Raw genomic sequence first — 24661 nt, 5'->3', positions numbered from 1 at the left:
CTCTCGTGGCCACAACCTTCATGAGTTTCATGATCGTCGTGGCCACGGGACTGCTGTGCGCGTGGGCGGGGCTTGTCTTGGCGAGCCCCGCCGCGTCCGCGGCGACGCGTCTCGTCGCGCCCGGTCCCGACGCGTTGCGCCGGGCGATCGCGGCGGCGGCCCCCGGCGACCGCTTGGAACTGCAAAGCGGAACCTTTCATGGGCCGGTCGTTGTCGATAAACCTCTGACCCTTGAGGGCGAAAACGATAGCGTCATCGACGGCGGCGGCAAGGGGCGGGTCATTACGATCTCCGCGCCCCACGTCACGGTGCGCGGGGTGACCATTATCAATTCCGGGATCCGTTTGGATATCGAAGACGCCGGCATTTATGTTCTGGCGACGGCGAATGACGCGCTGATCGAAAACAACCGGTTTCGCCATAACCTGACGGGAGTTTTCCTGAAGGGCCCCAAGGCGGCGGTGGTGCGCAACAACGATGTCGTCGGACGCAAGGACTTGCGCATGAACGAGCGGGGCAACGCCTTTCATATCTGGAATTCGCCCGGTTCGGTGATCGAGAACAATACCGTGCGCTATGGACGGGACGGCATTTTCGTGACCACCAGCAAGGACAATATCTTTCGCGGCAACACGTTTCGCGATCTGCGATTCGCCGTGCATTACATGTACACCAACGCCAGCGAGGTTTCCCATAACCTGTCCACCGGCAACCACATCGGCTACGCGATCATGTTCTCGCAGAACCTGAAAATTGAGGACAACGTCTCACGTGACGACCGCGACCGCGCCTTTTTGTTCAATTACGCCAATTATTCTCTGGTGGACGGAAATTTCGCCGACGGCGGGGCGAAAAAATGCGTATTCATCTATAATGCCAACCATAACGTTTTTCGCGATAATATCTTTTCCGGGTGCACGATCGGGATTCACTTCACGGCGGGGTCCGAGGATAACGAAATGGTCGGCAACGCCTTCATCAATAACCGCACCCAGGTTAAATATGTCGGCACCCGTCACTTGGAATGGTCGGTGGCGGGGCGGGGTAATTATTGGAGCGACAATCTCGCCTTCGATCTCGACGGCGATCACATCGCCGACCGCCCCTACCATCCCAACGATATGATCGACAAGGTGATGTGGCGTCATCCGTTGGCGAAGTTGCTTTTGAACAGCCCAGCGGTGCAGGTGCTGCGCTGGGCGCAATCGGAATTTCCCTCTCTGCGGCCGGGCGGCGTGGTCGATAGCGCCCCTTTGATGTCTCCGCCGAAACGACGGCAATATAAAGGAGCGCGCTCGTGAACGTGCCATCGTCTCCCGTGATTACCTTTGAAGGGGTCTGTAAACGTTATGGGCGCAAGGACGTGCTCAACGATATCGATTTGCAGGTCTTCGAGGGGGAAAACCTGGTCCTTCTCGGCCATAACGGGGCGGGGAAGACGACCTTGATGAAGATCGTCCTCGGCCTGACCCGGGCCAGTGCGGGAAAGGTTCGGGTGATGGGCGAGGACCCGGTGGTCGCGGCCTCGACGGTGTTGCGCGGGCGCTTCGGTTATCTGCCCGAGAAGGTGTCGCTCTATGAAAACCTGAGCGGGCGCGAGGCGCTGCGCTTTTACGCCCGCCTCAAGGGGGAAAATTTCGCCGCCTGCGACGACCTGCTGGAACAAATGGGGCTGGCCCCCGCCGCGGACCGGCGCATCGCGACCTATTCCAAGGGCATGCGCCAACGGCTGGGCCTCGCCCAGGCTATTCTCGGTTCCCCCCGGTTGTTGTTCCTGGATGAGCCGACGACCGGATTGGATCCCACGTCGCGCCAAGATTTTTACGCCCTTCTGCGCGATTTGCGTAAAAGCGGGGTGACCATGTTCCTGTCGTCCCACGCCCTGAGCGAGGTCGAACATCAGGCCGACCGCCTGGTCATCCTGCGTGAGGGCCGGGTGGTGACGTCGGGCACCCTGGACGAACTGCGTCGGCGCGCCGGGCTTCCCGTGCGCCTGAGAGTCAGCATGGCCGGCGATGACGGGCAGGTCGGCGTCGAGGGCGCGCTTGGGGCGGCCGACGGGAACGCCCAAGTGACGCGAATCAACGGCCACACCATCGAGGTGTCGTGCGCGCAGGCGGACAAGATGGAGACCATTCGTCGCATTCTCGCCGCGGACGAGACGATCGATAACATCGAATTGACTCCGCCGGGATTGGAAGACATCTACCGCGTGTTTACAGAGCAAGGAGGCCCGCGATGAGGACCTTAGCCATACTCGCCGGCAAGGAGTTTCGCGACGGTCTGCGCAACCGTTGGGTCTTTGCGACCATCGTGTTGCTCACCGCTCTGGCCCTGGCCCTGACGTTGCTGGGATCGGCCCCGGTCGGCGAGATCAAGGCGAGTAGGTTGAGCGCCACCGTCGCCAGTCTGTCCAGCCTGAGCGTCTATCTGCTGCCGCTGATCGCCTTGATGCTGTCCTACAATGCCCTGGTCGGCGAGTTCGAGCGGGGAACGATGATCTTGCTGTTGACCTATCCGGTGGCGCGCTGGCAGGTGGTGGTGGGAAAGTTCCTCGGCCACATGGCGATCCTGACGGTGGCGATCGTCGTCGGTTACGGCGTGTCGGCCCTGTATATTCATTTTAGCGGCGGTGGCGACGCCCAGGGATGGCGGGCGTTCTCCGCCCTGATCGGAAGCTCCGTTTTACTGGGCGCGGTATTTATCGCGCTGGGCTATTTGCTCAGCCAGCTCGCCCGCGAGGAGAGCATGGCGGCGGGGCTGGCGATCGGAACTTGGATCGTGATGGTCGTTTTATATGATCTCGCGTTGTTGGGGATGTTGGTCGCCGACCATGGCGAGGGCGTGGGCAAATCTTTGTTCTCCTGGCTGTTGCTGTTTAATCCCACCGACGCCTACCGGATATTCAACCTGACCACCTTCAATAGCGTCACCCTGGCGTCGGGAATGGCCGGCGTTGGACTGAAGGTCGGCCTGGGGGCGGGAACGTCGTTGCTGACCATGCTCGTCTGGTTGGCGGCGTCCTTGGGGGGGTGCGTCTATCTGTTCCACCGACGGGAGTTGTAGCCATGACCATGCCTCGCGCCGCCCTAATTTTACTTGTCGCCCTGGGCCTGGGGGCCTGCGGCGATAATACCCCCGCGCCCAAGCCGCCGCCGCGCGAATTGACCCGTGCCGCCAATGGCAATTATTGCAATATGATCGTGATCGACCATTTGGGACCGAAGGCGCAGGTCTTCGTCAGCAATCGAAACGATCCGCTTTGGTTCCCTTCGGTGCGTGACGCCATGTTCTATCGTCTCTTGCCCGAAGACGACAGCACTGTCATCGCCATCTACGTCAACGATATGACCGGCCAAAATTGGGATCATCCCGACCCCAAATCGTGGGTTGACGCCGATAAGGCCTGGTACGTCATCAACAGCAACAAAGTGGGAGGCATGGGCGCGCCCGAGGCGGTCCCCTTCGCCACCCGTAACGCCGCGGTGGATTTCAGCCGCAGGCACGGCGGCGATGTCCGCCGTCTTAAGGAAATTCCATCTTCCTATTTTCTCGACCCCGTGGACACGCCCGTACCCGGTGCGCCAAGCGTCCCGGGGGCTATAGATGAGGCTCCAAAACCATGAAGTTTTCTTCCTTAGATTCCCGTGGCCCCGTCCTTTCCCGTCGTCGGGCGCTTGTGATCATGGCCGCCGCCGGAGGCTTGGGTCTGGCCTTTAAGGGGGCGAAGGCGCGGGGGGCGTCCGACGTCGCCCCGGTGCGTTGGCGCGGCGTGGCGCTGGGCGCACGGGCGGAAATGATCCTTTATCACCCTAATCGTGTGGAGGGACGGAAAATACTCGATCGGGCGGTGCTCGAAGTGCGGCGGTTGGAAAACGTCTTCAGCCTGTACAAGGCCTCGTCGGCTCTGTCGCGCCTGAACGGGGCGGGATACCTCGACGCCCCGCCGTTGGACCTGGTTCGGTTATTGAGCACGGCGCAGCGTTTCGGCGATATTTCCGGCGGGGCGTTCGACATGACCGTGCAGCCGCTGTGGGCGGCTTACGCCCGCGCCGCGCAGATCGATGGAGGTGGCTCCCAGGGGCCGGACGCCCGGCGGCTTCGCGCCGCCCTGGAGTTGGTCGATTACCGCCGGGTGGATATCCAAACGGGGCGTATCGCGTTCGCCAAGCCGGCGATGGCGATTACCCTGAACGGCATCGCCCAAGGGTACGTCACCGACCGGGTCGCCGATCTTTTGGGCCAGGAAGGCATAGACGATATCCTCGTCGATCTGGGCGAAATGCGCGCCCTGGGCGGCCATCCCGACGGCCGACCATGGCGGGTCGGGGTGCAAAACCCGGTTCACCGCGATAAGGTCAGCGTGCCGCTGGCGTTGCGCGACAAGGCCTTGGCGACATCGGGCGGATACGGCTTCGCCTTCGGCGACAACGGCGAGAATACCCATATCTTCGACCCGCGCACCGGTCGCTCGCCGAAACGCTACGAGAGCGTTTCCGTGACCGCCCCCCACGCCGTCACCGCCGACGCCCTATCAACGGCGTTCTGCTGCATGGATACCGACGCGATAAAAACCGTGCTGGGTAAGATGCGCGATACCGGGGCGATTATCGTCAATGGCGTGAACGGCGAGAAGGTCACCCGGCTTGGGGCGTAGGGGGGGTATCTCTCCCGCCCGACAGGGTGCGTGCGACGGCGCGCCGCCAGCCTTGGTATTTGCGCTCGCGCACGGCGGCGTCCATTTCGGGCGTGAAGCGTTTCTCGAAACGCATGGAGGCGGCGAAACTTTCCATATCGGGATAAAGCCCGATCGCCTTTCCCGCCAGATACGCCGCGCCCAGGGCCGTGGTTTCCAGGGTGTGTGGCCGATCGACGGTGGCGTTTAAGATATCGGCGAGGCATTGCATGGTCCAGTCGTTGGCGACCATGCCGCCATCGACGCGCAGCGCCGTCGCCGCGCCCTCGCTCCGGGGCCAATCCCGGCGCATCGCTTCAAGAAGATCGCGGGTCTGATAGCACACCGCCTCCAGCGCGGCGCGCGCGAACTCCTTCGGCCCCGTGGCCCGGGTTAGTCCGAACATCGCGCCGCGGGCGTGGGCGTCCCAATAGGGCGCGCCAAGCCCGGTGAAGGCGGGCACCAGATAGACGTCTTGGAGGGGGTCGCCGTCGCGTGCCATCCGGTCGGTATCGGCGGCGTTTTCAATGATTCCCAGGCCGTCGCGCAGCCACTGCACGGCGGCCCCGGCGATGAAGATCGAGCCTTCCAGGGCGTATGTCGTCCGCCCACCGATGCGGTAGGCGACGGTGGTTAACAGGCGGTTTTGCGATAGGACGGCCTCGGCCCCGGTGTTGAGCAAGGCGAAGCATCCGGTGCCGTAGGTCGATTTCATCATGCCGGGTTGAAAGCAGGCCTGTCCGATGCTCGCCGCATGTTGATCGCCGGCGATACCGCGGATCGCGATGGCGCGGCCGAAGAGGGCCGCCGCCGTGACGCCGAAATCGTCGTCGCTATCGCGAACTTCGGGCAGAATCGCGCGGGGAACGTTAAACAGGTCGAGCAGATCGTCGTCCCAGCAATGGTCGTGAATATGGTAAAGCAGGGTGCGCGCGGCGTTGGTCTCGTCGGTGGCGTGTACCGCGCCGCCGGTTAGCCGCCAAAGCACGAAACTGTCGATGGTGCCGAACGCCAGTTCGCCCTTTTGCGCCCGCGCCCGCGCGCCGGGGACGGCGTCCAAAATCCAGGCGATCTTGGTCGCGGAAAAATAAGGATCGAGCAATAGACCGGTTTTGTGGCGCACGACGGCTTCGTGGCCGGCATCTTTCAGCGTATCGCAGAGATCGGCCGTACGCCGGTCTTGCCAGACGATGGCGGGATGGATGGCGGCGCCGGTTTCGCGGTCCCAGATCACGGTGGTTTCGCGCTGGTTGGTGATCCCGATGGCTTGAATGTCGGCGGCTCCGGTCTTGGTTTCGACCTTGGCGATCGCCTCGCGCGCGCTGTCCAGGACGCTTCGCCAGATGTCCTCGGGGTCGTGTTCGACCCAGCCCGAGGCCGGAAAATGTTGCGGAAATTCTCGCTGCGCGATCGCCACCGGACGATGGTCGCGATCGAACACGATCGCCCGCGACGATGTGGTGCCCTGGTCAATGGCGAGGATATACGCGGTCATGGTGTTCTCCCGAATGTGTGACGGCGCCGTCCGTCCGTATGGTAGCGTCGGACCTCCGGGCCGGGAATCGGAATTTCCGGCCCGGAGGCTTCGAGTGTGGGCAAGCCTATTTCGCCGTTTCGTTCCAGCTTGCGATCAGTTTGTCGTAATCGACGGTAACGCCCTGCGGCTTCTCGTTGGCCAGCTTAGGCTTCGGCGCGCCGGGGCGGTTTAGCCAGACGGCGGGATCGACCTTCGGGTTCAGCTTCGGGCCGCATTTGCCTTGCACGCCGGCCCGTTCGATACGCGCCATCACCTTGTCTTGTGCTTGGGCGAGACTGTTCATGGCCTCTTGTGGGGTTTTCGCGCCCGAACTGGCGTCGCCGATGTTTTGCCACCACAATTGCGCCAGTTTCGGATAATCCGGCACATTGACCCCGGTGGGTGTCCACAAAAGACGCGCGGGCGAGCGGTAAAATTCGATCAATCCGCCCAATTCCGGGGCCCGTTTGGTGAAGGATTTGTCCCAGATATCGCTGTTGCGGATGAAGGTCAGCCCGACGTGGCTTTTTTTCAGGCTCACGGTTTTGGACACCGTGAATTGGGCGTAAAGCCAAGCCGCCATGCGCCGCTTGACGGGGGTGGATTTGAGCAACGTCCACGACCCGGCGTCCTGATAGCCCAATTTCATGCCTTTTTCCCAGTAGGGACCGTGGGGCGAGGGGGCCATCCGCCATTTCGGCGTGCCGTCGGCGTTGACCACGGGCAGGCCCTTTTTTACCATGTCGGCGGTAAAGGCGGTGTACCAGAATATCTGTTGGGCGATTTCGCCTTGGGCGGGTACCGGACCCGCTTCGCTGAAGACCATTCCGGCGGCGGATGGTGGGGCGTATTTCTTCAGCCAGTCGATATATTTACGTACCGAATACACGGCGGCCGGGCCGTTGGTGGCTCCGCCGCGGGAGACCTCGGAGCCGACCGGACGGCAGCCTTCCATGCGGATGCCCCATTCATCGACCGGGAGTCCGTTGGGTAGCCCCTTGTCGCCGGCGCCGGCCATCGACAGCCAAGCGTCGGTGAAGCGCCACCCTAGGGATGGGTCCTTCTTACCGTAATCCATGTGGCCATAGACCCGCTTGCCGTCGATTTCCTTGACATCGTTGGTAAAGAAATTGGCGATGTCCTCGTAAGCCGACCAGTTGACCGGTACGCCGAGGTCGTAGCCGTACTTGGCCTTAAACTTGGCCTTCAGTTCGGGGTTGGTGAACCAGTCGTAACGAAACCAGTACAAATTGGCGAACTGTTGGTCGGGAAGCTGATAGAGCTTGCCGTCGGGCGCGGTGGTGAACGACAGGCCGATAAAGTCCTTGATATCCAGATACGGGTCGGTGACCGATTTTCCGTCGCCGGCCATCCAGTCGCTCAACGGTTCGACGAAGTTGTATCTGAAGTGGGTGCCGATCAGGTCGGAATCGTTGACATAGGCGTCGTAGATGTTTTTCCCCGACTGCATTTGCGTTTGCAGTTTTTCGATCAGGTCGCCCTCGCCGATGATGTCATGGTTCACCTTGATTCCGGTGATTTCATAAAACGCCTTGGCGAGCACTTGGGATTCGTATTTGTGGGTTGTCAACGTTTCCGAAACGACGTTGATTTCCATTCCCTTGAAAGGTTCGGCGGCCTTGATGAACCACTGCATTTCCTTCATTTGATCGGCCTTCGACAGGGTCGATGGCTGAAATTCGTTATCGACCCATTTTTTCGCCGCATTCATATCCGCCAAGGCGGTATGCGAGACGAACAACAGGCCAATTGCGGCAATCGCCGCCTTTGAGCGCGGTCTCATTTATAAACTCCCCTTAAAGTTGTCGGGCGCGACGTCGTTTCACCCCATTACAAAAAACTCCCGTTGATTTACACCCAGCGAAAAACCGCGAGGGCGTATACGGCGTCGAAGGCGAGAGCCCACCAGAGGTCCGGCCCGATCCAAAGGAGCCATCCCAGGCAGATGAAGGCGCTGCCCAGCAGCGCGACGAACAGGCGATCTCCGCGCGTGGTGGGGATGCGCAGGATGCCGACCCGTGGGGTTTCGGGGGACGCAATCGCCCATACCGTCATGCCCACGAGAATCGCGAAAATGGTGATGAAAAAAATCGCGGTAGGCCAGGTCCAGGCCATCCATGCCAATGCGTTCATGGTGTTCCCCCCCCCCTTAGACCCGACCCAGGGCGAAGCCCTTGGCGATGTGGTTGCGGACGAAATAAATCACCAGCGCGCCGGGGATAATGGTCAGTATCCCGGCGGCGGCGAGAACGCCCCAGTCCATGCCCGCGGCCGAAACGGTACGCGTCATGGTGGCGGCGATCGGTTTGGCGTTGACCGAGGTCAGGGTCCGCGCGAGCAGCAATTCGACCCACGAGAACATGAAAATAAAAAATGCGGTAACGCCGATGCCGGACGAAATCAACGGCATGAAAATACGCACGAAAAAACGCGCAAAGCCGTAGCCGTCGATATAGGCGGTCTCGTCGATTTCACGCGGGACGCCGGACATAAAGCCTTCCAGTATCCACACCGCCAGGGGGACGTTAAACAGGCAGTGCGCGAGGGCGACCGCGATCGGTGTGTCGAACAGGCCGATCGACGAGTACAATTGGAAAAACGGCAGGGCGAACACCGCCGGCGGGGCCATCCGGTTGGTCAGCAGCCAGAAAAACAGGTGCTTGTCGCCGAGGAAGCGATAGCGTGAAAATGCGTATGCCGCCGGAAGCGCCACGGTGAGCGAGATCACGGTATTCATGACGACGTAGGTTATCGAGTTGATGTAGCCCGAATACCACGCCGGGTCGGTGAAAATGACGATATAATTGGCCAACGTCGGGTGCTGTGGCCACAGGGCGAAGGTGGACAGGATTTCCTCGTTGCTTTTCAGCGACATGCTGAGCAGCCAGTAAATCGGCAAAAGCAGGAACACGATGTAGGCGATGGTCGCCCATGTACGCTTTCTCATGATCCGCTCTCCCGCTTATCGGTGTTGGTCATCACCGTGTAGAAGACCCAACACAGCGCCAGGATGATCAGGAAATAAATGATCGACATCGCCGCCGCCGGACCGAGGTCGAATTGTCCAAGCGCCATTTTGACCAGATCGATGGATAAAAACGTGGTGGCGTTGCCGGGCCCGCCGCCGGTGACGACGAACGGTTCGGTGTAGATCATGAAGCTGTCCATGAACCTGAGCAGGACCGCGATCAGAAGCACCCGGTGCAATTTCGGAAGCTGAATGTAGCGGAACACCGCCCAGCGGCTCGCCCCGTCGATTTTGGCGGCCTGATAAAAGGCGTCGGGGATGGACTGCAATCCGGCATAGCACAGAAGCACGACCAGCGACGTCCAATGCCAGATATCCATGGTGACGACCGTCGCCCAGGCGTCGAAGACATTTTTGGTGTAATTGTAATGGAGCCCGGCCTTGTTGGCGGCGACACCCAAAAGTCCGATATCGTCGCGGGCGAAAATCTGCCAGATGGTGCCGACCACGTTCCAGGGAATAAGCAGCGGCAGGGCCATCGTAATCAGGCAGACCGGGACCCAGAAGCCACGCTTGGGCATCGCCAGCGCGATCGCGATGCCGAGGGGAATTTCCAGCGCCAGAATAATAAAGGAAAAGAGAAACTGACGCCCCAAGGCGCTGTGGAAGCGCTGCGACGACAGAATTTCACGGAACCATTCGATGCCGGCCCAAAAGAATTGGTTGTTGCCGAAGGTGTCCTGTACCGAATAGTTGACCACCGTCATCAGGGGGATAATGGCGCTGAAGGCGACCAGAACGACCACCGGGGCGACCAGGAACCAGGCGCGGTTGTCGGTCCATTTGTTCATCTCAGGTTCCCTCCACCAGATGGCCGTCGGCGTAGATCAAGGCGTGCGCGGGGTCGCAGGTCATGGTCAGACCGTCCGGCGCGATGGCCCGATCTTCGGGGACGGTGACGTTGAATTCGAACGTGTCCAATGCGACGCGCGCCAACTTGTAGCGCCCCATGTCCTCGACCTTGATCAGGGTGACGGCGATCCCCGAAGACGCCGAGGACAGGGTGATGAATTCGGGGCGGATTCCCAATTCCGTTTTCGTCCCGGCGCGTTGCGCCGGATAATCGCGCCCGAGCGGAATATCGCGCCCGCCAACCCTCGCGACATTGCCGTGCACCGAGCAAGGATGCACGTTCATTCCCGGCGATCCGATGAAATAGCCGACGAAGGTATGGCTGGGGCGCTCGAACAGGTCTTCCGGCGATCCCATCTGAACCACCGCGCCGTCGTACATGACGACGACGGTATCGGCGAAGGTCAGCGCCTCGGTCTGGTCATGGGTGACATAGACCATGGTGTGATTGAAACGTTTATGCAGGTGCTTGAGCTGGCTGCGTAATTGCCATTTTAGGTGGGGGTCGATCACGGTCAGCGGCTCGTCGAACAGGATTGCGGAAACGTCGGACCGCACCAATCCCCGCCCCAGGGAGATTTTTTGCTTGGCGTCCGCCGTCAATCCCCGGGCTTTATTTCGCAGGCTGTCCGACAGGTCGAGGAGGGCCGCCGTTTCGCGCACCCGCCGCTCGACCTCGGCGTTTTTGACGCCCCGGTTGCGCAGGGGGAAGGCGAGGTTGTCGTAGACCGTCATGGTGTCGTAGATCACCGGAAACTGGAAGACCTGGGCGATGTTGCGCTGTTCGGGCGGCTTGTGGGTCACATCCCGGCCGTCGAACAGCACCCGTCCCTCGGTCGGCGTGATCAGCCCCGAGATGATGTTCAACAAGGTCGTCTTGCCGCACCCCGATGGGCCCAGTAGGGCGTACGCGCCGCCGTCTTCCCAGACATGGTTCAACTCTTTGAGGGCGAAATCCACCGAACCGGTGGGATCGCCGAGATACGAATGGGCGAGTGCGTTCAATTCGATACGCGCCATGACAATCAGTCCCCCGCCCGAGTCTGAGGCGCGGCGACCAGCGCGCCCGCCGGAGTGAAGACGAAAGCCCGCGCCGTGTCGAAGTAAACTTCTATTTGCGTGTCGATCTCGAAGTTATGGACGCCGCGGGTCAGGCTGACCCAGCGTTTCCCGTCGAAATCCACATGCACGAAACTTTCCGATCCGGTAATCTCCGTGACCGCGACCTTGACCGCAATGGGAATTTGCGCGGCGTTGCTGCGATGGACGTGCAGGTGATTGGGGCGAAAGGCGAGGGTGTACCGGCCCGGCGCGAGCCCGCTGAGGACGCCGCCCAGCGGCGCGTCGAGGCCGTCCGGGTTATGGACGGCGCCGTTTTCGACGGTGACGTCCAAAAGGTTCATCGGCGGGTCGGAAAAAACCATCGCCGCACGCAAATCGTGCGGCTTGCGGTAGACCTCCAAGGTGGGTCCGAACTGCACGACGCGCCCCTCATGTAAGCTCGCCGTGTTGCCGCCCAACAGCAGGGCTTCGCCGGGTTCGGTCGTCGCGTAGACGAAGATGGACCCGGTTTTTTCGAAAATTCGAGGCAGTTCCTCGCGCAGTTCCTCGCGCAGCTTGTAATCCAGATTGGCCAGCGGCTCGTCGAGCAGCACCAGATCGGCGTTCTTGACCAGGGCGCGGGCGAGGGCGGTGCGTTGCTGCTGTCCGCCGGACAATTCGAGCGGTTTGCGCCCGAGCAGGCCGTCCAGGCGCAGCAATTGCGCCGCTTGATGAACTTTCCTCTCGATTTCTTTCCTGGGATACCCCCCAACCCGAAGGGGCGAGGCGATGTTATCGAACACCGTGAGGCTCGGATAATTGATGAATTGCTGATAGACCATGGCGACGTTGCGCCGACGGACGGAAATGCCGGTGACATCGACATTATCCATCAGGACGCGCCCCTCGTCCGGGCGGTCAAGGCCGGCCATTAGGCGCAGTAGGCTGGTCTTGCCCGACAAGGTCGGCCCGAGCAAAACGTTGATGCTTCCCCGTTCCAGGGTGAGCGAGACGTCCGCGATGTGTGTCTCGCCGTCAACGATCCGCGAGACATGGTCAAGTCTGAGTGACATCTCCTAGCGCTCTCCCTGTTGTCGTCTCCGTTCCAAGCGGTTGAGGGTCTTTTTTTATGTCTTGGGACGTAACGGCCAGTGTGCCGATCCAGGCGTCGAGGCCTTGTTTTTGTCGCTTGGACATGCGCAGTCCCAGTTTGGTGCGCCGCCAGAGGATATCCTCGGCGGTCTGCGCCCATTCATTGGCGATCAGGTAGCGAACTTCGGCCTCATACAGTCCCGCGCCGAAATCGTGTCCTAGGTCGGCCAGACTGTCGGCGGCGCCCAAAACGGTCTCGACGGTGCGCCCGTAAGTACGCGCAAGGCGTAGTGCGAGCGCGTCGGGGAGGAAGGGGTGGCGCGCCCGAATATCGTCGAGGAAGCTCTGAAATGCGGTGGTTGGAAAGTCGCCGCCGGGCAGCGTCGCGCCCGCGGTCCACGGCGCGGACATGCCCGGCAGATACGGTCCGAGATGGGCCAGCGTCTGTTCGGCGAGTTTGCGGTAGGTGGTGATTTTGCCGCCGAAGATGTTGAGCATCGGCGCGCCGCCGACCCCGTCGCGTCCGGGTATGGTGTCGATTTTTAGGACATAATCGCGGGTCGCCTTGTGGGCGGCCGACGCGTTGTCGTCGTACAGTGGGCGCACTCCGGAAAAACTATGGACCACGTCGGCGGGCGTGATTTCCGTCTTGAAATAATCGTTCGAGACCCGGCACAGATAATCGATTTCCTTGGGCGTGATCGCGACATCTCCGGGATCGCCTTGATAATCCTCATCGGTGGTGCCGATCAGGGTGAAGTCGTCTTCGTAGGGGATGGCGAAGACGATGCGCCCGTCGCCGTTTTGGAAAATATAGGCGTGGTTGTGTTCGAACAGGCGCTTGACGATGATGTGGCTGCCCTTCACCGTGCGTACGCGGTGTTTCGTCTGTCCGCCGATGGCGTGCTCCAGAAATTGAGAGACCCAAGGCCCACTGGCGTTGATTAAGGTTTTTGCCCGGATCGTCATCGGCGCGCCATTGGGGACTTGTTCGGCGCTCAGTGTCCACATGCCGTTCTCGACCACGGCCCTGGTGCAGCGGGTGCGAGTCAGAATTTCGGCGCCGTTCTGCCGTGCGGCGATGGCGTTGAGAACGACCAAGCGGGAATCATCGACGGCACAGTCGGAATATTCGAACCCCGTGCGTGCGATGGGCTTCATCGGCGCGCCCAAGGGATCGTGAACGAGATCGATCGTGCGCGTGCCGGGAAGCAACTTGCGCCCTCCCAGATGATCGTAAAGGAACAGCCCCAGGCGCAACAGCCAAGCCGGGCGCAGTCCCTTGGTGTGGGGGAGGATGAAGCGCAGCGGGTGGATGATGTGAGGCGCCATCGACCACAGCACTTCGCGTTCCAAGAGTGCTTCGCGCACCAGGCGGAACTCATAAAATTCGAGATAGCGCAATCCGCCGTGAATAAGTTTGGTGCTCGCCGAACTGGTGGCCCCGGCAAGGTCGCCCTGTTCGACAAGGCAGACCGACAATCCCCGACCGGCGGCGTCGCGTGCGATGCCGCAGCCGTTGACGCCGCCGCCGATAATGGCGATATCGAAAATATCCCTCACGCGTTCCCCCAAGGACAAAATTGGTGTGAAAAATTGAACCCCTGTAAAATTTTCCGACGCCACTTCCCGGCGGAGGTTTGTACACGGACGCTATCCGCCGAAAAATCCCTCCCCGAGGCGGGTGATCCGGGATGAGCGGTGTCCGGGATGCGATCCATCCGGGACGAGACCCCGCTTTGGGGAGGGATTTGGGAAAAGGCTAAACCGAATATTTATAACTTTCAATCGAAAGTTAATGATGCGCGAAAAATTATCCGATACCGGCCTCGATCAAATGCACGCCGGCGTTTTGGCAGACCAAGCGCAGGGGCTCGGGAGCCAAGCGGTCGGTGATGAAACTTCCCACCTGCGACAGGTGGGCGATGCGCACCGGGGCGCTGCGCTCGAATTTCATGCTGTCGGCGACCAGGATAACGTGTTTGGCGTTGGCGATGATGGCCTGGGCGACTTTCACTTCACGCAGATCGAAATCCAGCAGGGAGCCGTCCTCGTCGATGGCCGAAACGCCGATCACCGCGTAATCGACCTTGAACTGATTAATGAAATCGACCGCCGCCTCGCCGACGACGCCGCCGTCGGCATGGCGGACCTTACCTCCGGCGATAATGACTTCGTTTAGGGGGGAGTGACGTAAGATATTGGCGACATTTATATTATTTGTGATCACCAGGAGGTTTTTATGGTCCGTAAGGGCGCGGGCGACGGCTTCCGTGGTGGTGCCGATGTTGATAAACAGGGAACACTGGTCGGGGATGATGCGTGCGGCGGCGGCGGCGATGAGGTTTTTTTCGCCTTGGGCGAGGTGGTGGCGGGCCTCGTAGTCCAAATTTTCGATGCTGCCCGCCAGAACCGCCCCGCCGTGGATGCGCCTCAGGACGCCCGCTTCGCAAATGTCGTGGAGGTCCTTGCGGATCGTTTGTTCGGAAACTTGAAATTGGCGCGCCAACGCCTCGACGCGAACGCCGCCGCCGTGACGGGCCTGAGCAATGATTTTTTGGTGTCGGTCGGAAAGTAAACGCATTTGTCCTCTCGTTGCGCCAGAGTAAGAGGGGGGCTTCATACAGCCCGATGGCCGCTTATGAAGTTTCGTTTTATTTTCGCTTTTTATAAAATCGAAAGCAAGACGATCTTGGGTGGCGGCGGTTGGTGATCTGTTTTAAAATCCGGCGCACGGCGCACCTAGTAGTTTGAATTTAACATTTGAGTCCGATGCAATTGGACACAAATGTGTGAAGAAATCAAACAGCAACAAAAAGATAGATAGTGGTCGGCCCGATGGTTCGCGGGAGCGAAACGTCGGAGTCGATCCACTAGGTCCCGATCTTGGTTTTTGAGGAATTTCCATGTCTGAAATGCATTGCGCGCCGCCCTTAAAACGCGCCCTGTTTGGGCTTTATTTCGGCAGGTCCGTGCGGGCCGTCCGCTTTCGCTACGCGTTGGTGGCGTTCGATATTGTGACGGTGCTCTACTTCGTCGTCGTCTCGATGATACACCAAGCCGCCTGGATGGGGGCGTTGGACATGGCGATAGCGGTTTTTCTGGGGCTCGATTACGGCGCGCGTTTCTGGCTGTCTACGCACCGCCTCAAGTTGTTGCGCAACCCCATCACCATCGCCGACGCGGTCGTCTTGGCGTCCCTGGTGATCCCGGCGATGACGGAAAATTTCGCCTTTCTTAGGGTAGCGCGGGCCTTGCGTTTGGTGCGCTCGCACCACGTTCTTCAGGATTTGCGCCGCTTTTCGTTTATCGCCCGCAATGAGCAGATGATTCAAAGCGTCATCAATTTGGTCGTTTTTATCTTTGTGGTGACGGCGCTGGTTTACGTGCTTCAAGTCAAAACCAATCCCGCGATCGCCAATTATGTGGACGCCCTGTACTTTACCGTCGCCACCTTGACCACGACCGGGTTCGGCGACATCACCCTGACCGGATCGCTGGGGCGGATTTTGGCCGTGATCATCATGGTGTTCGGGATTTCATTGTTTTTGCGCCTAGTGCAAACCATCTTCGTCGCCCAAAAATTGCACTACGTCTGCCCGTCGTGCGGTCTGAGCCGCCACGATCCCGACGCGGTTCACTGCAAGCACTGCGGCGAAACGGTGCATATTGAAACCGAGGGTCATTGAGAGATTCGCGCCGCGAATTTGGCGTTTTGCGGGAGATATAGGTATGGTGGTTCCCCGGGACGGGCTGAACCGCCGGGCGCGGCCTCGGGCCGTTTTTTAGGGGTGTGGAGGTCTTATGGGTAAGAGCAGATTAGAGGCCTTTAGCGATGGCGTGATCGCCATTATCATCACCATCATGGTGCTCGAGATGAAGGTCCCTCATGGCGATTCCCTCGCTCATCTGACGCCCCTGCTCCCCATATTTCTGAGTTACGTGCTGAGCTTCGTCTACATCGGCATATACTGGAACAACCACCACCACATGCTTCATACCGCCAAGCGGGTGACCGCGCCCGTTCTTTGGGCCAATTTACATTTGCTGTTTTGGCTGTCGCTGATGCCCTTCACCACGGGCTGGGCCGGGGAAAATCACTTTTCCGCTCTGCCCGCGATGCTGTACGGCGTCGATCTGCTGATGGCGTCGATCGCCTACTGGCTTTTGCAGAACGCGATTATCGCATCCGAGGGACCCGATTCCTTGCTCAGGAGTGCGATCGGAAAGGATATCAAGGGCAAGGGGTCGATCGTTCTGTATGGCGCCGCGATCGCCGTCGCGCTCCCCGTGCCTTGGCTTTCCTTGGCGATCTACGTTTTGGTCGCCTTGCTCTGGCTTATCCCGGACAAACGCATCGAAAATGCCCTCCTTTCCGAGGAAACCTGATCGTTCGCTCAAGCGGACCGCCCGCAGGTCAACCGACGTTCGCCGGCATTATCGCGGACCGGATAATGTCGGCACGTTAGGCATTTCAGAAACACGAGTGCTGCTGTCTATTTGACCTGCTCCAAGACCAACGGCGATCTCATTCAAATAATTCTCATAGAAATTTCGAAGTTCACCGTTCGCAGATGACCACTCACCCCTTTGAAACGCCGAAAGAGCTTGTTCTAAATGCCCTTTGGCAACCGCGAGACCGCCTTGATCAAGAAGCACAACAACTTCACTCCCTGCCTCACGGAAGTCTAAGCCCGGAATGTCATCAGGTAGCACCCTTCTAAGCGTTGCTTTTGTTTCAGCCCTCCCATGGCTCCAAGGGGATTCATCGGGATCAATCCCCTCAACAATCTCAATCTCGAAACCATCAAACCTAAGCCCCGCCAATAGCCTTTGCCACGCGCCCGGATTCCGTCATAACGTCCGGAGATTCCTCCATGGCAATACGCGCCCAACTCGCAACACGGGCTGATTTGTTTGACGCATTACATCTGCCATCCAAAACCTTTCACGTTGCGCAGGTACAGAAAACACAGCATGAAGCCCCAATTGCGGTGGCGCTGCGTCAGCGCAACGAGCCACCCGGCAACTTCGGCATTTTCGTCGCTGAGCTTCGCCTGATGGCGATAACAGGTCTCGCTGATCATGGCAGGCCGAACGGATGCTCAACCGCTCCAGCGCGACAGCCGTCTGCGCCATTTATAAAAACTGGCGCTGCTCATGCCGTGCTCGCGGCACAGATCCGGGACCGGCGTACCGGCCTCGGCCTGCTTCAAAATCGCAATGATTAGGCTGTCGGAATAACGGGACTGTTTCATGTCGAATCTCCCCAGTTCAAAATCCGAGAAAATTCTACTTCTGAAGACATCTGATTTTGGGGGGTATTACCCCGGGACTTAAACACCTAGCCCTTCGGAGGCGTGGCGGCGTCCGTCTTCGCCGGGGGCGTCGCCGGACGGGGGCTTGGGAACCGGGGATGGGGCGACGGATTAGGCGGCATTTGTGGCGGTTGCTGGTGCGAAACTGCGGATCGCCGTAGCGGATCAGTTCCGTTTTCGCGACATAAGGCGCGCCCACTTCGGTGTTGATGGTTGTCGTCGCCATGGCGGAGATCTTGGCTAAAGCCGCACCATCGATTTTGTCCTCGCCGGTGGCGAGGGCGTTGAAGGCCAGATACACGGCATCGACGACTTGCGGGTACCGCCGACAAATAGCGGACGTGGCGGTCGAATTTTTGATGGGGTAGATCAAGGCCGCGTAGTACGTCGTGGTCTGTCTGACGGCGGCGGCGTCGAACGGGGGCCAACTGAAGGGACGCAGGACGATGATCCTCGGCAACGTCGGCTTTGCGGGAAGGGCTTTCGCCCCGCCGGGGGCCGGGGGAACGTTCGCAAGCGGCGCGTCCGTCGCCGCTTGTCCGGGCGTGGCGGGCTGGGTTTGCGTCGCCCCGGGTCCGTTTTGTCCGGACGCCTGGGCCGTGCCGTCGTTCGCCGTCCCGTCCGTGGGCGGCGTTTTCGCAGCGCCTGTCGCCGTCTGCCCACCGTCTTGCCCCGCCGCCTGTCGTCGGTCGTCGGCGGATGTGGCGGCGGAGCCCGAGGCCACGGGGCTCTGGTCGGGCGTCGGTGGCGTCTCGAACAGTCCGACGGCGAAGTATATGCCGCCGGCGAGGGCGATTAATATGGCAAACAGCCCAATTGCTATTTTGGGCTGGCTGATCCGAAGAAGAAACGACATCAAGGTCGCCGTGCGTTGGGCCTTGTATTCCTTTTGCGCCCGCCGTTCCTGCGCCCTCTGCCGGGCGTTCTTCTGGGCGACGTAAAGCCGGGCCTTTTCGAGGCGTTCCTCCTTGATTCGACGCAACAGGGCCATCACGGAGGCGATTGTCGCGTTCAATTCCTCGGCGTCGTTCACGCCCGCGAGAATATCGTCGAGCTGCGCCGTGAATTTCGCGACGTCGTCGGCGTCGTCCTTACGGGTGAACAATTGTTGAATGACGACGCAAGTGCACTGACGCAACGCCTGACGGGATTGCGCCTCGCTGATGATCGGGATCAGGCCTGTTTTGGGGTCTTCGAAGACCACGTCCCAGTCGGTGGTGCCGTCGGGGGTCTTAGGCCATGCGGGTTTGCTGTGTTCGCTCACGTGTTATCCGATTTGCGCCATTTCTTGGCGGGGGTGTTGCGATGTGTTGGCGAAGGTGTCGCAAAAAGTTTCATCCATTTAGGCCGAAGTCTTTCGAGGGGGCTTCATATGTGTGTGTTGGCGCGTCTTCATTGTTTCTCCCAGATATTTCACCCCGCTTTTAACTTGAGGTGCGGGTATGTTCGGGTCAATCATTTTCGCAACCCCGTTAGGCAAGATGCGGGATAAGACGTGGGATTAAGGGAGATCGACGATGCTAACCTTGGAAAGACTGTCTTACCGGGACGCCATGGTTCTCATGGATGGGGCCGAGGCCAAGGCTCGTGAAATCGGTGTGCCCATGTGCATCGCCGTTTGCGACGAAGCGGGGCACCTCATCGCATTTCAGCGTATGGACGGCGCGAAAATCTTGAGTGTCGCGTTGTCTCAGGACAAGGCGATGACATCGGCGATTTCCCGGCGCCCTACCCACGAGTACAACGCGCGGTGTATTCCCGGAAATTTGGTCTTTGGGATACACACCTCTTTGGCGGGACATTTCAGCACCGTTGGCGGAGGTCTCGCGGTCGATATCGGCGATGGGGGCGTGGTCGGGGCTATTGGGGTAAGTGGCGGCGCGCCCGAACAGGATATTGCGTGCGCCGAGGCGGCCCTTGAGGTTTTTCTTTCCGACTGAACGGTGTGTGTTCGAACGGGGTGCGCCGCCTTTTGGATTTGCTCGCGCCGTTGGGCTTTCGAAACGGAGTTATGCGAGGGCGATTGATATCGACGCACATTATGAGCGTATAAAGAGCAAATCTCCGCTGTAACCATAAAACATTTTTAATAACAGTGCGTTGTAAATCTTGAGGCGAACGCTGCCCAGGTCATGGCCCGGTTTTGAGACACGCTCCTAAAAATTGTACGTAAATTGTATACAAAAAGACTTGCCAATTGTGCGTGAATGGGAAAGCCTTGCTTTTAAGGTTCCGGGGCAGGGCTTGGGTAAAAACAAAAACAACCCAAAGATGATGTCGAACGCAGAAGGTTCGATGTTCCTTTTGTTCCGGTTAGGGCTTTTTTGTGGGGATTTCCGTTTTACGGTCAAGGGAATCTCAGGGGTTTCTTCATCTTGAAGAAAGCGTTTACGCCATAGCCAGGGAGGCAAAAATGACAAAGGCCGAAACCAAAAGCGCGTCGGAGGGGCGCGCTTCGAAAGCCGTCAGTCGTCGTAAGTTTATGCGCGCTGGCGCCGCTGTCGCCGGGGCCGCCGGAGCCGCGGTCGCCGGTGTTGCGATGCCCAATGTATCGCGGGCGGCGACCACCGTTTTAAAAATGCAGGGCGCTTGGGGCAGTGGTATCTTTAAGGAATTCGCCCTTGATTACGTCAACCGCGTTAACGAAATGTCCGCCGGTCGTTTGAAAATCGACTACCTGGATGTCGGCGCGGTTTTGAAAACGCCGGAAATTCAGACCGGCGTGCACAAAGGGGTCGTCGATGCCGGACATCTGGTGACGGCGTATTGGTATTCGAAGCACCCCGCCGCGTCGTTGTTCGGCACCGGACCGTGCTGGGGTTGGGACGCCAATCAGATGCTCGCCTGGGTTAAGTACGGCGGCGGCCGGGCCTACTATGACAAGCTTTTGCAGGAGGTTTTGCGCTTGAATTTGGTCGGTTTTTTGTCCGGCCCGATGCAGGCGCAACCGTTCGGATGGTTCAAAAAACCGATAAACGGTATCGAGGATATTAAAGGGTTGAAGTACCGCACGGTGGGACTTGCCGCCGACGTCCTCAACGAAATGGGCATGTCCGTGGTACAAATCCCCGGCGGCGAAATCCAGCCGTCGATGGAACGGGGCGTGATTGACGCGGCGGAATTCAACAACCCGACCTCGGACAAGGACTTTGGCATGCAGGACGTGGCCAAGGAATACTATTTGGCGAGCTTCCATCAATCTCAGGAATCCTTTGAGATTATTTTCAACAAGGAACGCTTCGAGAGCCTGTCCAAGGAAGAGCAAAAAATTCTTGAGTACGCCAGCGAGTCCGCTTCGTCGGATATGTCCTGGAAATCGATCGACCGCTATGCCAAGGATCTGGTTCTGTTGGAGACCAAGTACGGCGTCCACGTGCACAGAACGGACGAATCGATCATGGCCGGTCAGCTCGCCGCCTGGGACGTGGTTATCAAGCGGTTTGCGGACGCCGATCCGTTCTTCAAGGAAATTGTGGAATCGCAAAAGGCTTGGGCGAAACGGACGATGGGGTACACCCTGACCAACGCGCCCGATTATAAGCTCGCCTTCGATCACTATTTCCCGGGCGTCTTGGCGTAATTTCGCACTTCCCGGCGCGGCGGTTCTCATAAAAATGTCGATGGGAACCGCCGCGTTGCTTTCTTGGAACGCCGGGGCGTCGTGCGCTCCGCGCCGTGCGGGACGTCTCGTCCGAAAACTCCTCCCCCCCGTAATCTGGAATCCGACATGAAACCGGTTCTTTATTTCATCGACAGCCTCAGCATGTGGGTAGGCAAGGCGTTCGCCTGGTGCATCGTCGTTCTGACCTTCGCCACCTGCTACGAAGTTTTCGTCCGCTATGTCTTGAATGCGCCGACGACCTGGGCGTTCGACATGAACGTTCAGATGTACGGCGCGCTGTTCATGATGGCGGGCGCCTACACTCTATCGCGCAATGGCCATGTGCGCGGCGACGTGATTTACCGTTTGCTGCCGATCAAGGTACAGGCGAGCATAGACTTGGTGCTGTATTTCATCTTTTTCTTCCCCGGCGCATTCGCCCTGCTTTACTACGGCTATTCCTTCGCCGCCGACAGCTGGTTCTACAAGGAAGTGAGCTGGAGCAGCCCGGCGCGGATTCAGATTTACTCCTTTAAAACCCTGATCCCGATCGCCGGAGCGCTTTTGGCGCTCCAGGGCTTCGCCGAGGTCGTGCGCTGCATCGAATGTATTCGAACGGGGGTTTGGCCGACACGACTGCACGATGTCGAAGAAACCGAAACCATGATGATGCATCAAGACGAAGACGTCGCCGCCGTGAAGCAATCGCTCGGCGTCAAGGAGAACGGAGCATGACCGACCCCCAAATCGCCATCATGATGCTGGCGCTGTTTATTGTTATCGTCCTTTTGGGGTTCCCGATCGCCTTCACCCTGGTCGCCATGGGGTTGGGGTTTGGCTACTACGCCTACTGGGACCCGTCGCGGATGCACTCCATCTTCGATAACCGTATTTTCGATTTGTTTGTCCAAAATACCTTCTCTGTGATGTCCAATGACATTTTGGTCGCGGTGCCTCTGTTCCTATTCATGGGGTACGTGGTCGAGCGGGCGAATATCGTCGATCGATTGTTCTTTTCCATCCGTCTCGCCGCGCGCAAGGTGCCGGGGTCGATGGCCCTTGCGGCCTTGGCGACGTGTTCTTTGTTCGCCACCGCCACCGGCATTATCGGCGCCGTGGTGACCTTGATGGGACTGTTGGCGTTGCCGGCGATGCTCAAGGCGGGTTACGAGACCAAGTACGCCGCGGGCGTTATCTGCGCGGGCGGCTGTCTGGGCATTTTGATTCCGCCGTCGATTATGTTGATCGTCTATTCCGCGATCGCGGAATTGTCCCCGGTGCGGCTGTACGCCGCGGCGATGTTCCCCGGCCTCTTGTTGGCTGGAATGTATATGGTTTACGTGGTTGGGCGGGCTTATTTCAATCCCTCGCTCGCGCCCAGCCCAAAGGAGGAGGACGTTCCCCCGACGGGCAAGATCGTTCTTCAACTGTTCACTTCGTTCGTGCCTTTGTTTTTATTGATCATGAGCGTGTTGGGCGCGATTTTGTTCGGCATCGCGACTCCCGCCGAGGCGGCGGGAGTCGGATCGGCGGGCGGGTTACTCCTGGCGCTGGCTTACCGTTCACTGACCTGGGAGCGTCTGAAAGAGGCGGTTTACCTGACCGCGCGCACTTCGGCCATGGTCTGTTGGCTATTCGTCGGCTCGTGGACGTTCGCCTCGGTGTTTTCCTATCTGGGGGGGCACGACATCATTAAAAATTGGGTGTTGTCGATGCAGATGACTCCCGTCGAATTCTTGATCTTGGCGCAAACCATCATCTTCCTTCTGGGCTGGCCGTTGGAATGGACCGAGATCATCATCATCTTCGTGCCGATTTTTCTGCCGATGCTGGCCGATTTCAAGATCGATCCGTTGTTCTTCGGCATCTTGGTGGCGCTCAACCTGCAAACGTCGTTCCTGACCCCACCGATGGCGATGGCGGCCTATTACCTGAAGGGGGTCGCGCCCAAGCATGTCGAATTGATCGACATCTTCAAGGGGATCATGCCCTACTTGGGGATCGTCATTTTGTGCATGGTGTTGTTGTACAATTTCCCGGGCATCGCGTTGTGGCTGCCGACCTATTTCTTCGGCTGACCCTGGTGGAAAGTGTGTGTGAAATGAACGAAACTGCCTATTACACCCTGACGGCGCTTCAGGCGGCGGACGATATTCGCGAGGGCCTGATCACGTCCGAGGAGCTGGTCGCCGCGTGCCTGGCGCGGATCGCGGCGGTCGATGACGATATTGAGGCCTGGGCCTACCTCGACGCGGAGTATGCCTTGGCCGAGGCGCGCGCGCGCGATGCGCACCGCCGCCGGGGCGGCGTCCTGGGGCCGCTTCATGGGGTTCCCGTGGCGGTGAAGGACAATATCGACACCGAGGAATTTCCCACCGCGTACGGGTCACCCCTCTATGCGGGGCGCCGTTCGGGCGAAGACGCCCATGTCGTCGCTCTGCTGCGCGCCGCGGGGGCGGTGATTGTGGGCAAAACGGTAACCACGGAATTTGCGGTCTTCCATCCCGGAAAAACACGCAACCCCTTAAACCCGGCGCACACGCCGGGAGGCTCGTCGAGCGGGTCGGCCGCCGCCGTGGCGTCGTTAATGTGCCCGCTTGCCGTCGGTACGCAAACCAATGGGTCGGTCGTCCGTCCGGCGTCCTTTTGCGGCGTCGTCGGCTTTAAGCCGTCTTTCGGCTGGGCGTCGCGCCGGGGCGTGTTGAAAGGCTCGCTGGAATTCGACACTGTCGGCGTCTTCGCCCGCTCGGTGGAAGACGCCGCCCTGATCGGCGAGGTGATGATGGCGTTTGATGCGCGCGAGACCAGTACCCGCCCGCGCACGGCGCCGCCGTTGCTGGCGACGGCGCGTGAGGACCCTCCCGTCGTCCCCCGTTTGGCTTTCGTCAAAACGTCTCAATGGGGCAAGGCCGACGCCGCCGTGCACGAAGGTTTCGCCGAGCTTGTCGATGCCCTCGGCGATCGGGTCGAAGAGGTCGAACTGCCGGGAATATTCGACAACGTCCACGGATGGCACAAGGCGATGATGGAGGCCGACTTAGCGCTCAACTTCGCCAAGGAATACGAGCGCAGCGCCGACCGCCTGAGTCCGGTTCTGCGTCGGATGATCGAGGCGGGTCGTGGCGTCCCGGCGGTGGCCTACAATTTCGCGCGCGACAAGAAAGAGATACTGTGCGCCATTTTGGACAAGATTTTCGAAGATTACGACGTCATCCTGACCCCCGCCGTGGTGGGCGAGGCGCCGCCGACCTTGGTCAATACGGGCGATCCGGCCTTTTGCACGATCTGGACGTTTTGCGGCGTTCCCACCGTCAGCTTGCCGATTTTGCAGGGTGAAAGCGGCTTGCCGGTCGGGGTGCAACTGGTCGGGGCCAAGGATGACGACGCCCGCCTTCTGCGCACGGCGCGCTGGTTGATGGATGCCGCCAAGGAATAAATTTTATCAATGATCTTTAGGGGCAGGACCTATTAATCTGCTGCGTTTGGTTTCTGAATAATAAAAAAACAGACAGATGAG

The 24661-nt window shown here is 59.6% G+C and carries 23 protein-coding genes and 1 pseudogene; 12 read left to right on the top strand and 12 right to left on the bottom strand.

Going from position 1 to position 24661, the window contains the following annotated elements:
* Window positions 1-20: 20 nt before the first annotated feature.
* The 5 genes from P3M64_RS04085 to P3M64_RS04065 are packed head-to-tail and all read left to right on the top strand — an operon-like array spanning window position 21 to window position 4657.
* Complete coding sequence (locus P3M64_RS04085; protein ID WP_243644695.1) at window positions 21-1301, top strand: nitrous oxide reductase family maturation protein NosD; 1281 nt, start codon at window positions 21-23, stop codon at window positions 1299-1301.
* The gene (locus P3M64_RS04080; RefSeq protein WP_243644696.1) at window positions 1298-2242 is read left to right on the top strand and encodes an ABC transporter ATP-binding protein; all 945 of its coding nucleotides are present in this window, start codon (window positions 1298-1300) and stop codon (window positions 2240-2242) included. Before P3M64_RS04085 ends, P3M64_RS04080 begins: the two co-directional genes overlap by 4 nt.
* Window positions 2239-3066 (top strand): ABC transporter permease subunit, encoded by an 828-nt coding sequence (locus P3M64_RS04075; protein ID WP_132937966.1) that lies wholly within the window; start codon window positions 2239-2241, stop codon window positions 3064-3066. The genes P3M64_RS04080 and P3M64_RS04075 overlap by 4 nt, the downstream gene beginning before the upstream one ends.
* Window positions 3067-3068: 2 nt before the next feature.
* Window positions 3069-3626, top strand: a complete 558-nt coding sequence (locus P3M64_RS04070) for a nitrous oxide reductase accessory protein NosL (protein ID WP_132937967.1) — start codon at window positions 3069-3071, stop codon at window positions 3624-3626.
* Complete coding sequence (locus P3M64_RS04065; protein ID WP_132937968.1) at window positions 3623-4657, top strand: FAD:protein FMN transferase; 1035 nt, start codon at window positions 3623-3625, stop codon at window positions 4655-4657. The genes P3M64_RS04070 and P3M64_RS04065 overlap by 4 nt, the downstream gene beginning before the upstream one ends.
* On the opposite strand, the gene glpK is transcribed toward P3M64_RS04065, so the two are convergent.
* The 9 genes from glpK to P3M64_RS04020 form a co-directional block, all read right to left on the bottom strand.
* Complete coding sequence (glpK, locus tag P3M64_RS04060) at window positions 4638-6170, bottom strand: glycerol kinase GlpK (RefSeq protein WP_132937969.1); 1533 nt, start codon at window positions 6168-6170, stop codon at window positions 4638-4640. The genes P3M64_RS04065 and glpK overlap by 20 nt on opposite strands.
* A 106-nt stretch (window positions 6171-6276) precedes the next feature.
* On the bottom strand, window positions 6277-7995 hold the full coding sequence (locus tag P3M64_RS04055; protein ID WP_132937970.1) for an ABC transporter substrate-binding protein: 1719 nt from the start codon (window positions 7993-7995) through the stop codon (window positions 6277-6279).
* 68 nt (window positions 7996-8063) lie between these two features.
* Window positions 8064-8345 (bottom strand): DUF2160 domain-containing protein, encoded by a 282-nt coding sequence (locus P3M64_RS04050; protein WP_132937971.1) that lies wholly within the window; start codon window positions 8343-8345, stop codon window positions 8064-8066.
* 16 nt (window positions 8346-8361) lie between these two features.
* Window positions 8362-9159 carry a carbohydrate ABC transporter permease gene (locus tag P3M64_RS04045; protein WP_132937972.1) on the bottom strand — a complete coding sequence of 266 codons (798 nt, stop codon included), beginning with the start codon at window positions 9157-9159 and terminating at the stop codon, window positions 8362-8364.
* Window positions 9156-10031, bottom strand: coding sequence for a carbohydrate ABC transporter permease (locus P3M64_RS04040; protein ID WP_132937973.1), 876 nt, complete (start codon window positions 10029-10031; stop codon window positions 9156-9158). Before P3M64_RS04040 ends, P3M64_RS04045 begins: the two co-directional genes overlap by 4 nt.
* A gap of 1 nt (window position 10032) precedes the next feature.
* A complete protein-coding gene (locus P3M64_RS04035) occupies window positions 10033-11112 on the bottom strand; it encodes an ABC transporter ATP-binding protein (RefSeq protein WP_132937974.1) in 1080 nt (359 codons plus the stop codon).
* Window positions 11113-11117: 5 nt separating this feature from the next.
* A complete protein-coding gene (locus tag P3M64_RS04030) occupies window positions 11118-12206 on the bottom strand; it encodes an ABC transporter ATP-binding protein (RefSeq protein ID WP_132937975.1) in 1089 nt (362 codons plus the stop codon).
* On the bottom strand, window positions 12190-13788 hold the full coding sequence (gene glpD, locus P3M64_RS04025; protein ID WP_132937976.1) for a glycerol-3-phosphate dehydrogenase: 1599 nt from the start codon (window positions 13786-13788) through the stop codon (window positions 12190-12192). Before glpD ends, P3M64_RS04030 begins: the two co-directional genes overlap by 17 nt.
* 250 nt (window positions 13789-14038) lie before the next feature.
* Window positions 14039-14809, bottom strand: a complete 771-nt coding sequence (locus P3M64_RS04020; RefSeq protein WP_132937977.1) for a DeoR/GlpR family DNA-binding transcription regulator — start codon at window positions 14807-14809, stop codon at window positions 14039-14041.
* A gap of 322 nt (window positions 14810-15131) precedes the next feature.
* Between P3M64_RS04020 and P3M64_RS04015 the strand changes: the two genes are divergently transcribed.
* Both P3M64_RS04015 and P3M64_RS04010 read left to right on the top strand, forming a co-directional pair.
* Window positions 15132-15914 (top strand): potassium channel family protein, encoded by a 783-nt coding sequence (locus P3M64_RS04015; protein ID WP_132937978.1) that lies wholly within the window; start codon window positions 15132-15134, stop codon window positions 15912-15914.
* A gap of 115 nt (window positions 15915-16029) precedes the next feature.
* Window positions 16030-16614, top strand: coding sequence for a TMEM175 family protein (locus P3M64_RS04010; protein ID WP_132937979.1), 585 nt, complete (start codon window positions 16030-16032; stop codon window positions 16612-16614).
* A gap of 48 nt (window positions 16615-16662) precedes the next feature.
* On the opposite strand, the gene P3M64_RS04005 is transcribed toward P3M64_RS04010, so the two are convergent.
* The 3 genes and pseudogenes from P3M64_RS04005 to P3M64_RS03995 all read right to left on the bottom strand — a co-directional run bounded on the left by P3M64_RS04005 (window position 16663) and on the right by P3M64_RS03995 (window position 18807).
* Window positions 16663-17052: an exodeoxyribonuclease VII small subunit gene (locus P3M64_RS04005; protein WP_132937980.1), complete on the bottom strand. Its 390-nt coding sequence runs from the start codon at window positions 17050-17052 to the stop codon at window positions 16663-16665.
* A 107-nt stretch (window positions 17053-17159) separates the two neighbouring features.
* Window positions 17160-17483 (bottom strand): annotated as a pseudogene (locus P3M64_RS04000) (transposase); the annotation flags it as partial.
* 34 nt (window positions 17484-17517) lie between these two features.
* Window positions 17518-18807, bottom strand: coding sequence for an AAA family ATPase (locus tag P3M64_RS03995; protein WP_276157060.1), 1290 nt, complete (start codon window positions 18805-18807; stop codon window positions 17518-17520).
* Between the two features lie 253 nt (window positions 18808-19060).
* On the opposite strand from P3M64_RS03995, the gene P3M64_RS03990 reads away from it, so the two are divergent.
* The 5 genes from P3M64_RS03990 (at window position 19061) to P3M64_RS03970 (ending at window position 24580) form a co-directional block, all read left to right on the top strand.
* A complete protein-coding gene (locus tag P3M64_RS03990) occupies window positions 19061-19483 on the top strand; it encodes a GlcG/HbpS family heme-binding protein (protein ID WP_132937983.1) in 423 nt (140 codons plus the stop codon).
* Window positions 19484-19956: 473 nt separating this feature from the next.
* The gene (locus P3M64_RS03985) at window positions 19957-21123 is read left to right on the top strand and encodes a TRAP transporter substrate-binding protein (RefSeq protein ID WP_132937984.1); all 1167 of its coding nucleotides are present in this window, start codon (window positions 19957-19959) and stop codon (window positions 21121-21123) included.
* 147 nt (window positions 21124-21270) lie between these two features.
* Entirely contained in the window at window positions 21271-21879 is a 609-nt protein-coding gene (locus tag P3M64_RS03980; protein WP_132937985.1) for a TRAP transporter small permease subunit, read from the top strand.
* Window positions 21876-23222 (top strand): TRAP transporter large permease, encoded by a 1347-nt coding sequence (locus tag P3M64_RS03975; RefSeq protein ID WP_132937986.1) that lies wholly within the window; start codon window positions 21876-21878, stop codon window positions 23220-23222. The genes P3M64_RS03980 and P3M64_RS03975 overlap by 4 nt, the downstream gene beginning before the upstream one ends.
* A 23-nt stretch (window positions 23223-23245) precedes the next feature.
* Window positions 23246-24580, top strand: a complete 1335-nt coding sequence (locus P3M64_RS03970; protein ID WP_132937987.1) for an amidase — start codon at window positions 23246-23248, stop codon at window positions 24578-24580.
* Window positions 24581-24661: the final 81 nt, after the last annotated feature.

The sequence above is a fragment of the Varunaivibrio sulfuroxidans genome (assembly GCF_029318635.1).
GTDB classification, from domain to species: Bacteria; Pseudomonadota; Alphaproteobacteria; order Rhodospirillales; family Magnetovibrionaceae; genus Varunaivibrio; species Varunaivibrio sulfuroxidans.
This window is presented reverse-complemented; position numbering and strand designations above follow the sequence as displayed.

What these genes read in the sequence shown, in the direction of transcription:
- P3M64_RS04085 (WP_243644695.1), top strand. Translation starts at nt 21, where the DNA reads ATGAGTTTCATGATCGTCGTGGCCACGGGACTGCTGTGCGCGTGGGCG.
- P3M64_RS04075 (WP_132937966.1), top strand. Translation starts at nt 2,239, where the DNA reads ATGAGGACCTTAGCCATACTCGCCGGCAAGGAGTTTCGCGACGGTCTG.
- P3M64_RS04070 (WP_132937967.1), top strand. Translation starts at nt 3,069, where the DNA reads ATGACCATGCCTCGCGCCGCCCTAATTTTACTTGTCGCCCTGGGCCTG.
- P3M64_RS04065 (WP_132937968.1), top strand. Translation starts at nt 3,623, where the DNA reads ATGAAGTTTTCTTCCTTAGATTCCCGTGGCCCCGTCCTTTCCCGTCGT.
- glpK (WP_132937969.1), bottom strand. Translation starts at nt 6,170, where the DNA reads ATGACCGCGTATATCCTCGCCATTGACCAGGGCACCACATCGTCGCGG.
- P3M64_RS04055 (WP_132937970.1), bottom strand. Translation starts at nt 7,995, where the DNA reads ATGAGACCGCGCTCAAAGGCGGCGATTGCCGCAATTGGCCTGTTGTTC.
- P3M64_RS04050 (WP_132937971.1), bottom strand. Translation starts at nt 8,345, where the DNA reads ATGAACGCATTGGCATGGATGGCCTGGACCTGGCCTACCGCGATTTTT.
- P3M64_RS04045 (WP_132937972.1), bottom strand. Translation starts at nt 9,159, where the DNA reads ATGAGAAAGCGTACATGGGCGACCATCGCCTACATCGTGTTCCTGCTT.
- P3M64_RS04040 (WP_132937973.1), bottom strand. Translation starts at nt 10,031, where the DNA reads ATGAACAAATGGACCGACAACCGCGCCTGGTTCCTGGTCGCCCCGGTG.
- P3M64_RS04035 (WP_132937974.1), bottom strand. Translation starts at nt 11,112, where the DNA reads ATGGCGCGTATCGAATTGAACGCACTCGCCCATTCGTATCTCGGCGAT.
- P3M64_RS04030 (WP_132937975.1), bottom strand. Translation starts at nt 12,206, where the DNA reads ATGTCACTCAGACTTGACCATGTCTCGCGGATCGTTGACGGCGAGACA.
- P3M64_RS04020 (WP_132937977.1), bottom strand. Translation starts at nt 14,809, where the DNA reads ATGCGTTTACTTTCCGACCGACACCAAAAAATCATTGCTCAGGCCCGT.
- P3M64_RS04015 (WP_132937978.1), top strand. Translation starts at nt 15,132, where the DNA reads ATGTCTGAAATGCATTGCGCGCCGCCCTTAAAACGCGCCCTGTTTGGG.
- P3M64_RS04010 (WP_132937979.1), top strand. Translation starts at nt 16,030, where the DNA reads ATGGGTAAGAGCAGATTAGAGGCCTTTAGCGATGGCGTGATCGCCATT.
- P3M64_RS03990 (WP_132937983.1), top strand. Translation starts at nt 19,061, where the DNA reads ATGCTAACCTTGGAAAGACTGTCTTACCGGGACGCCATGGTTCTCATG.
- P3M64_RS03985 (WP_132937984.1), top strand. Translation starts at nt 19,957, where the DNA reads ATGACAAAGGCCGAAACCAAAAGCGCGTCGGAGGGGCGCGCTTCGAAA.
- P3M64_RS03980 (WP_132937985.1), top strand. Translation starts at nt 21,271, where the DNA reads ATGAAACCGGTTCTTTATTTCATCGACAGCCTCAGCATGTGGGTAGGC.
- P3M64_RS03975 (WP_132937986.1), top strand. Translation starts at nt 21,876, where the DNA reads ATGACCGACCCCCAAATCGCCATCATGATGCTGGCGCTGTTTATTGTT.
- P3M64_RS03970 (WP_132937987.1), top strand. Translation starts at nt 23,246, where the DNA reads ATGAACGAAACTGCCTATTACACCCTGACGGCGCTTCAGGCGGCGGAC.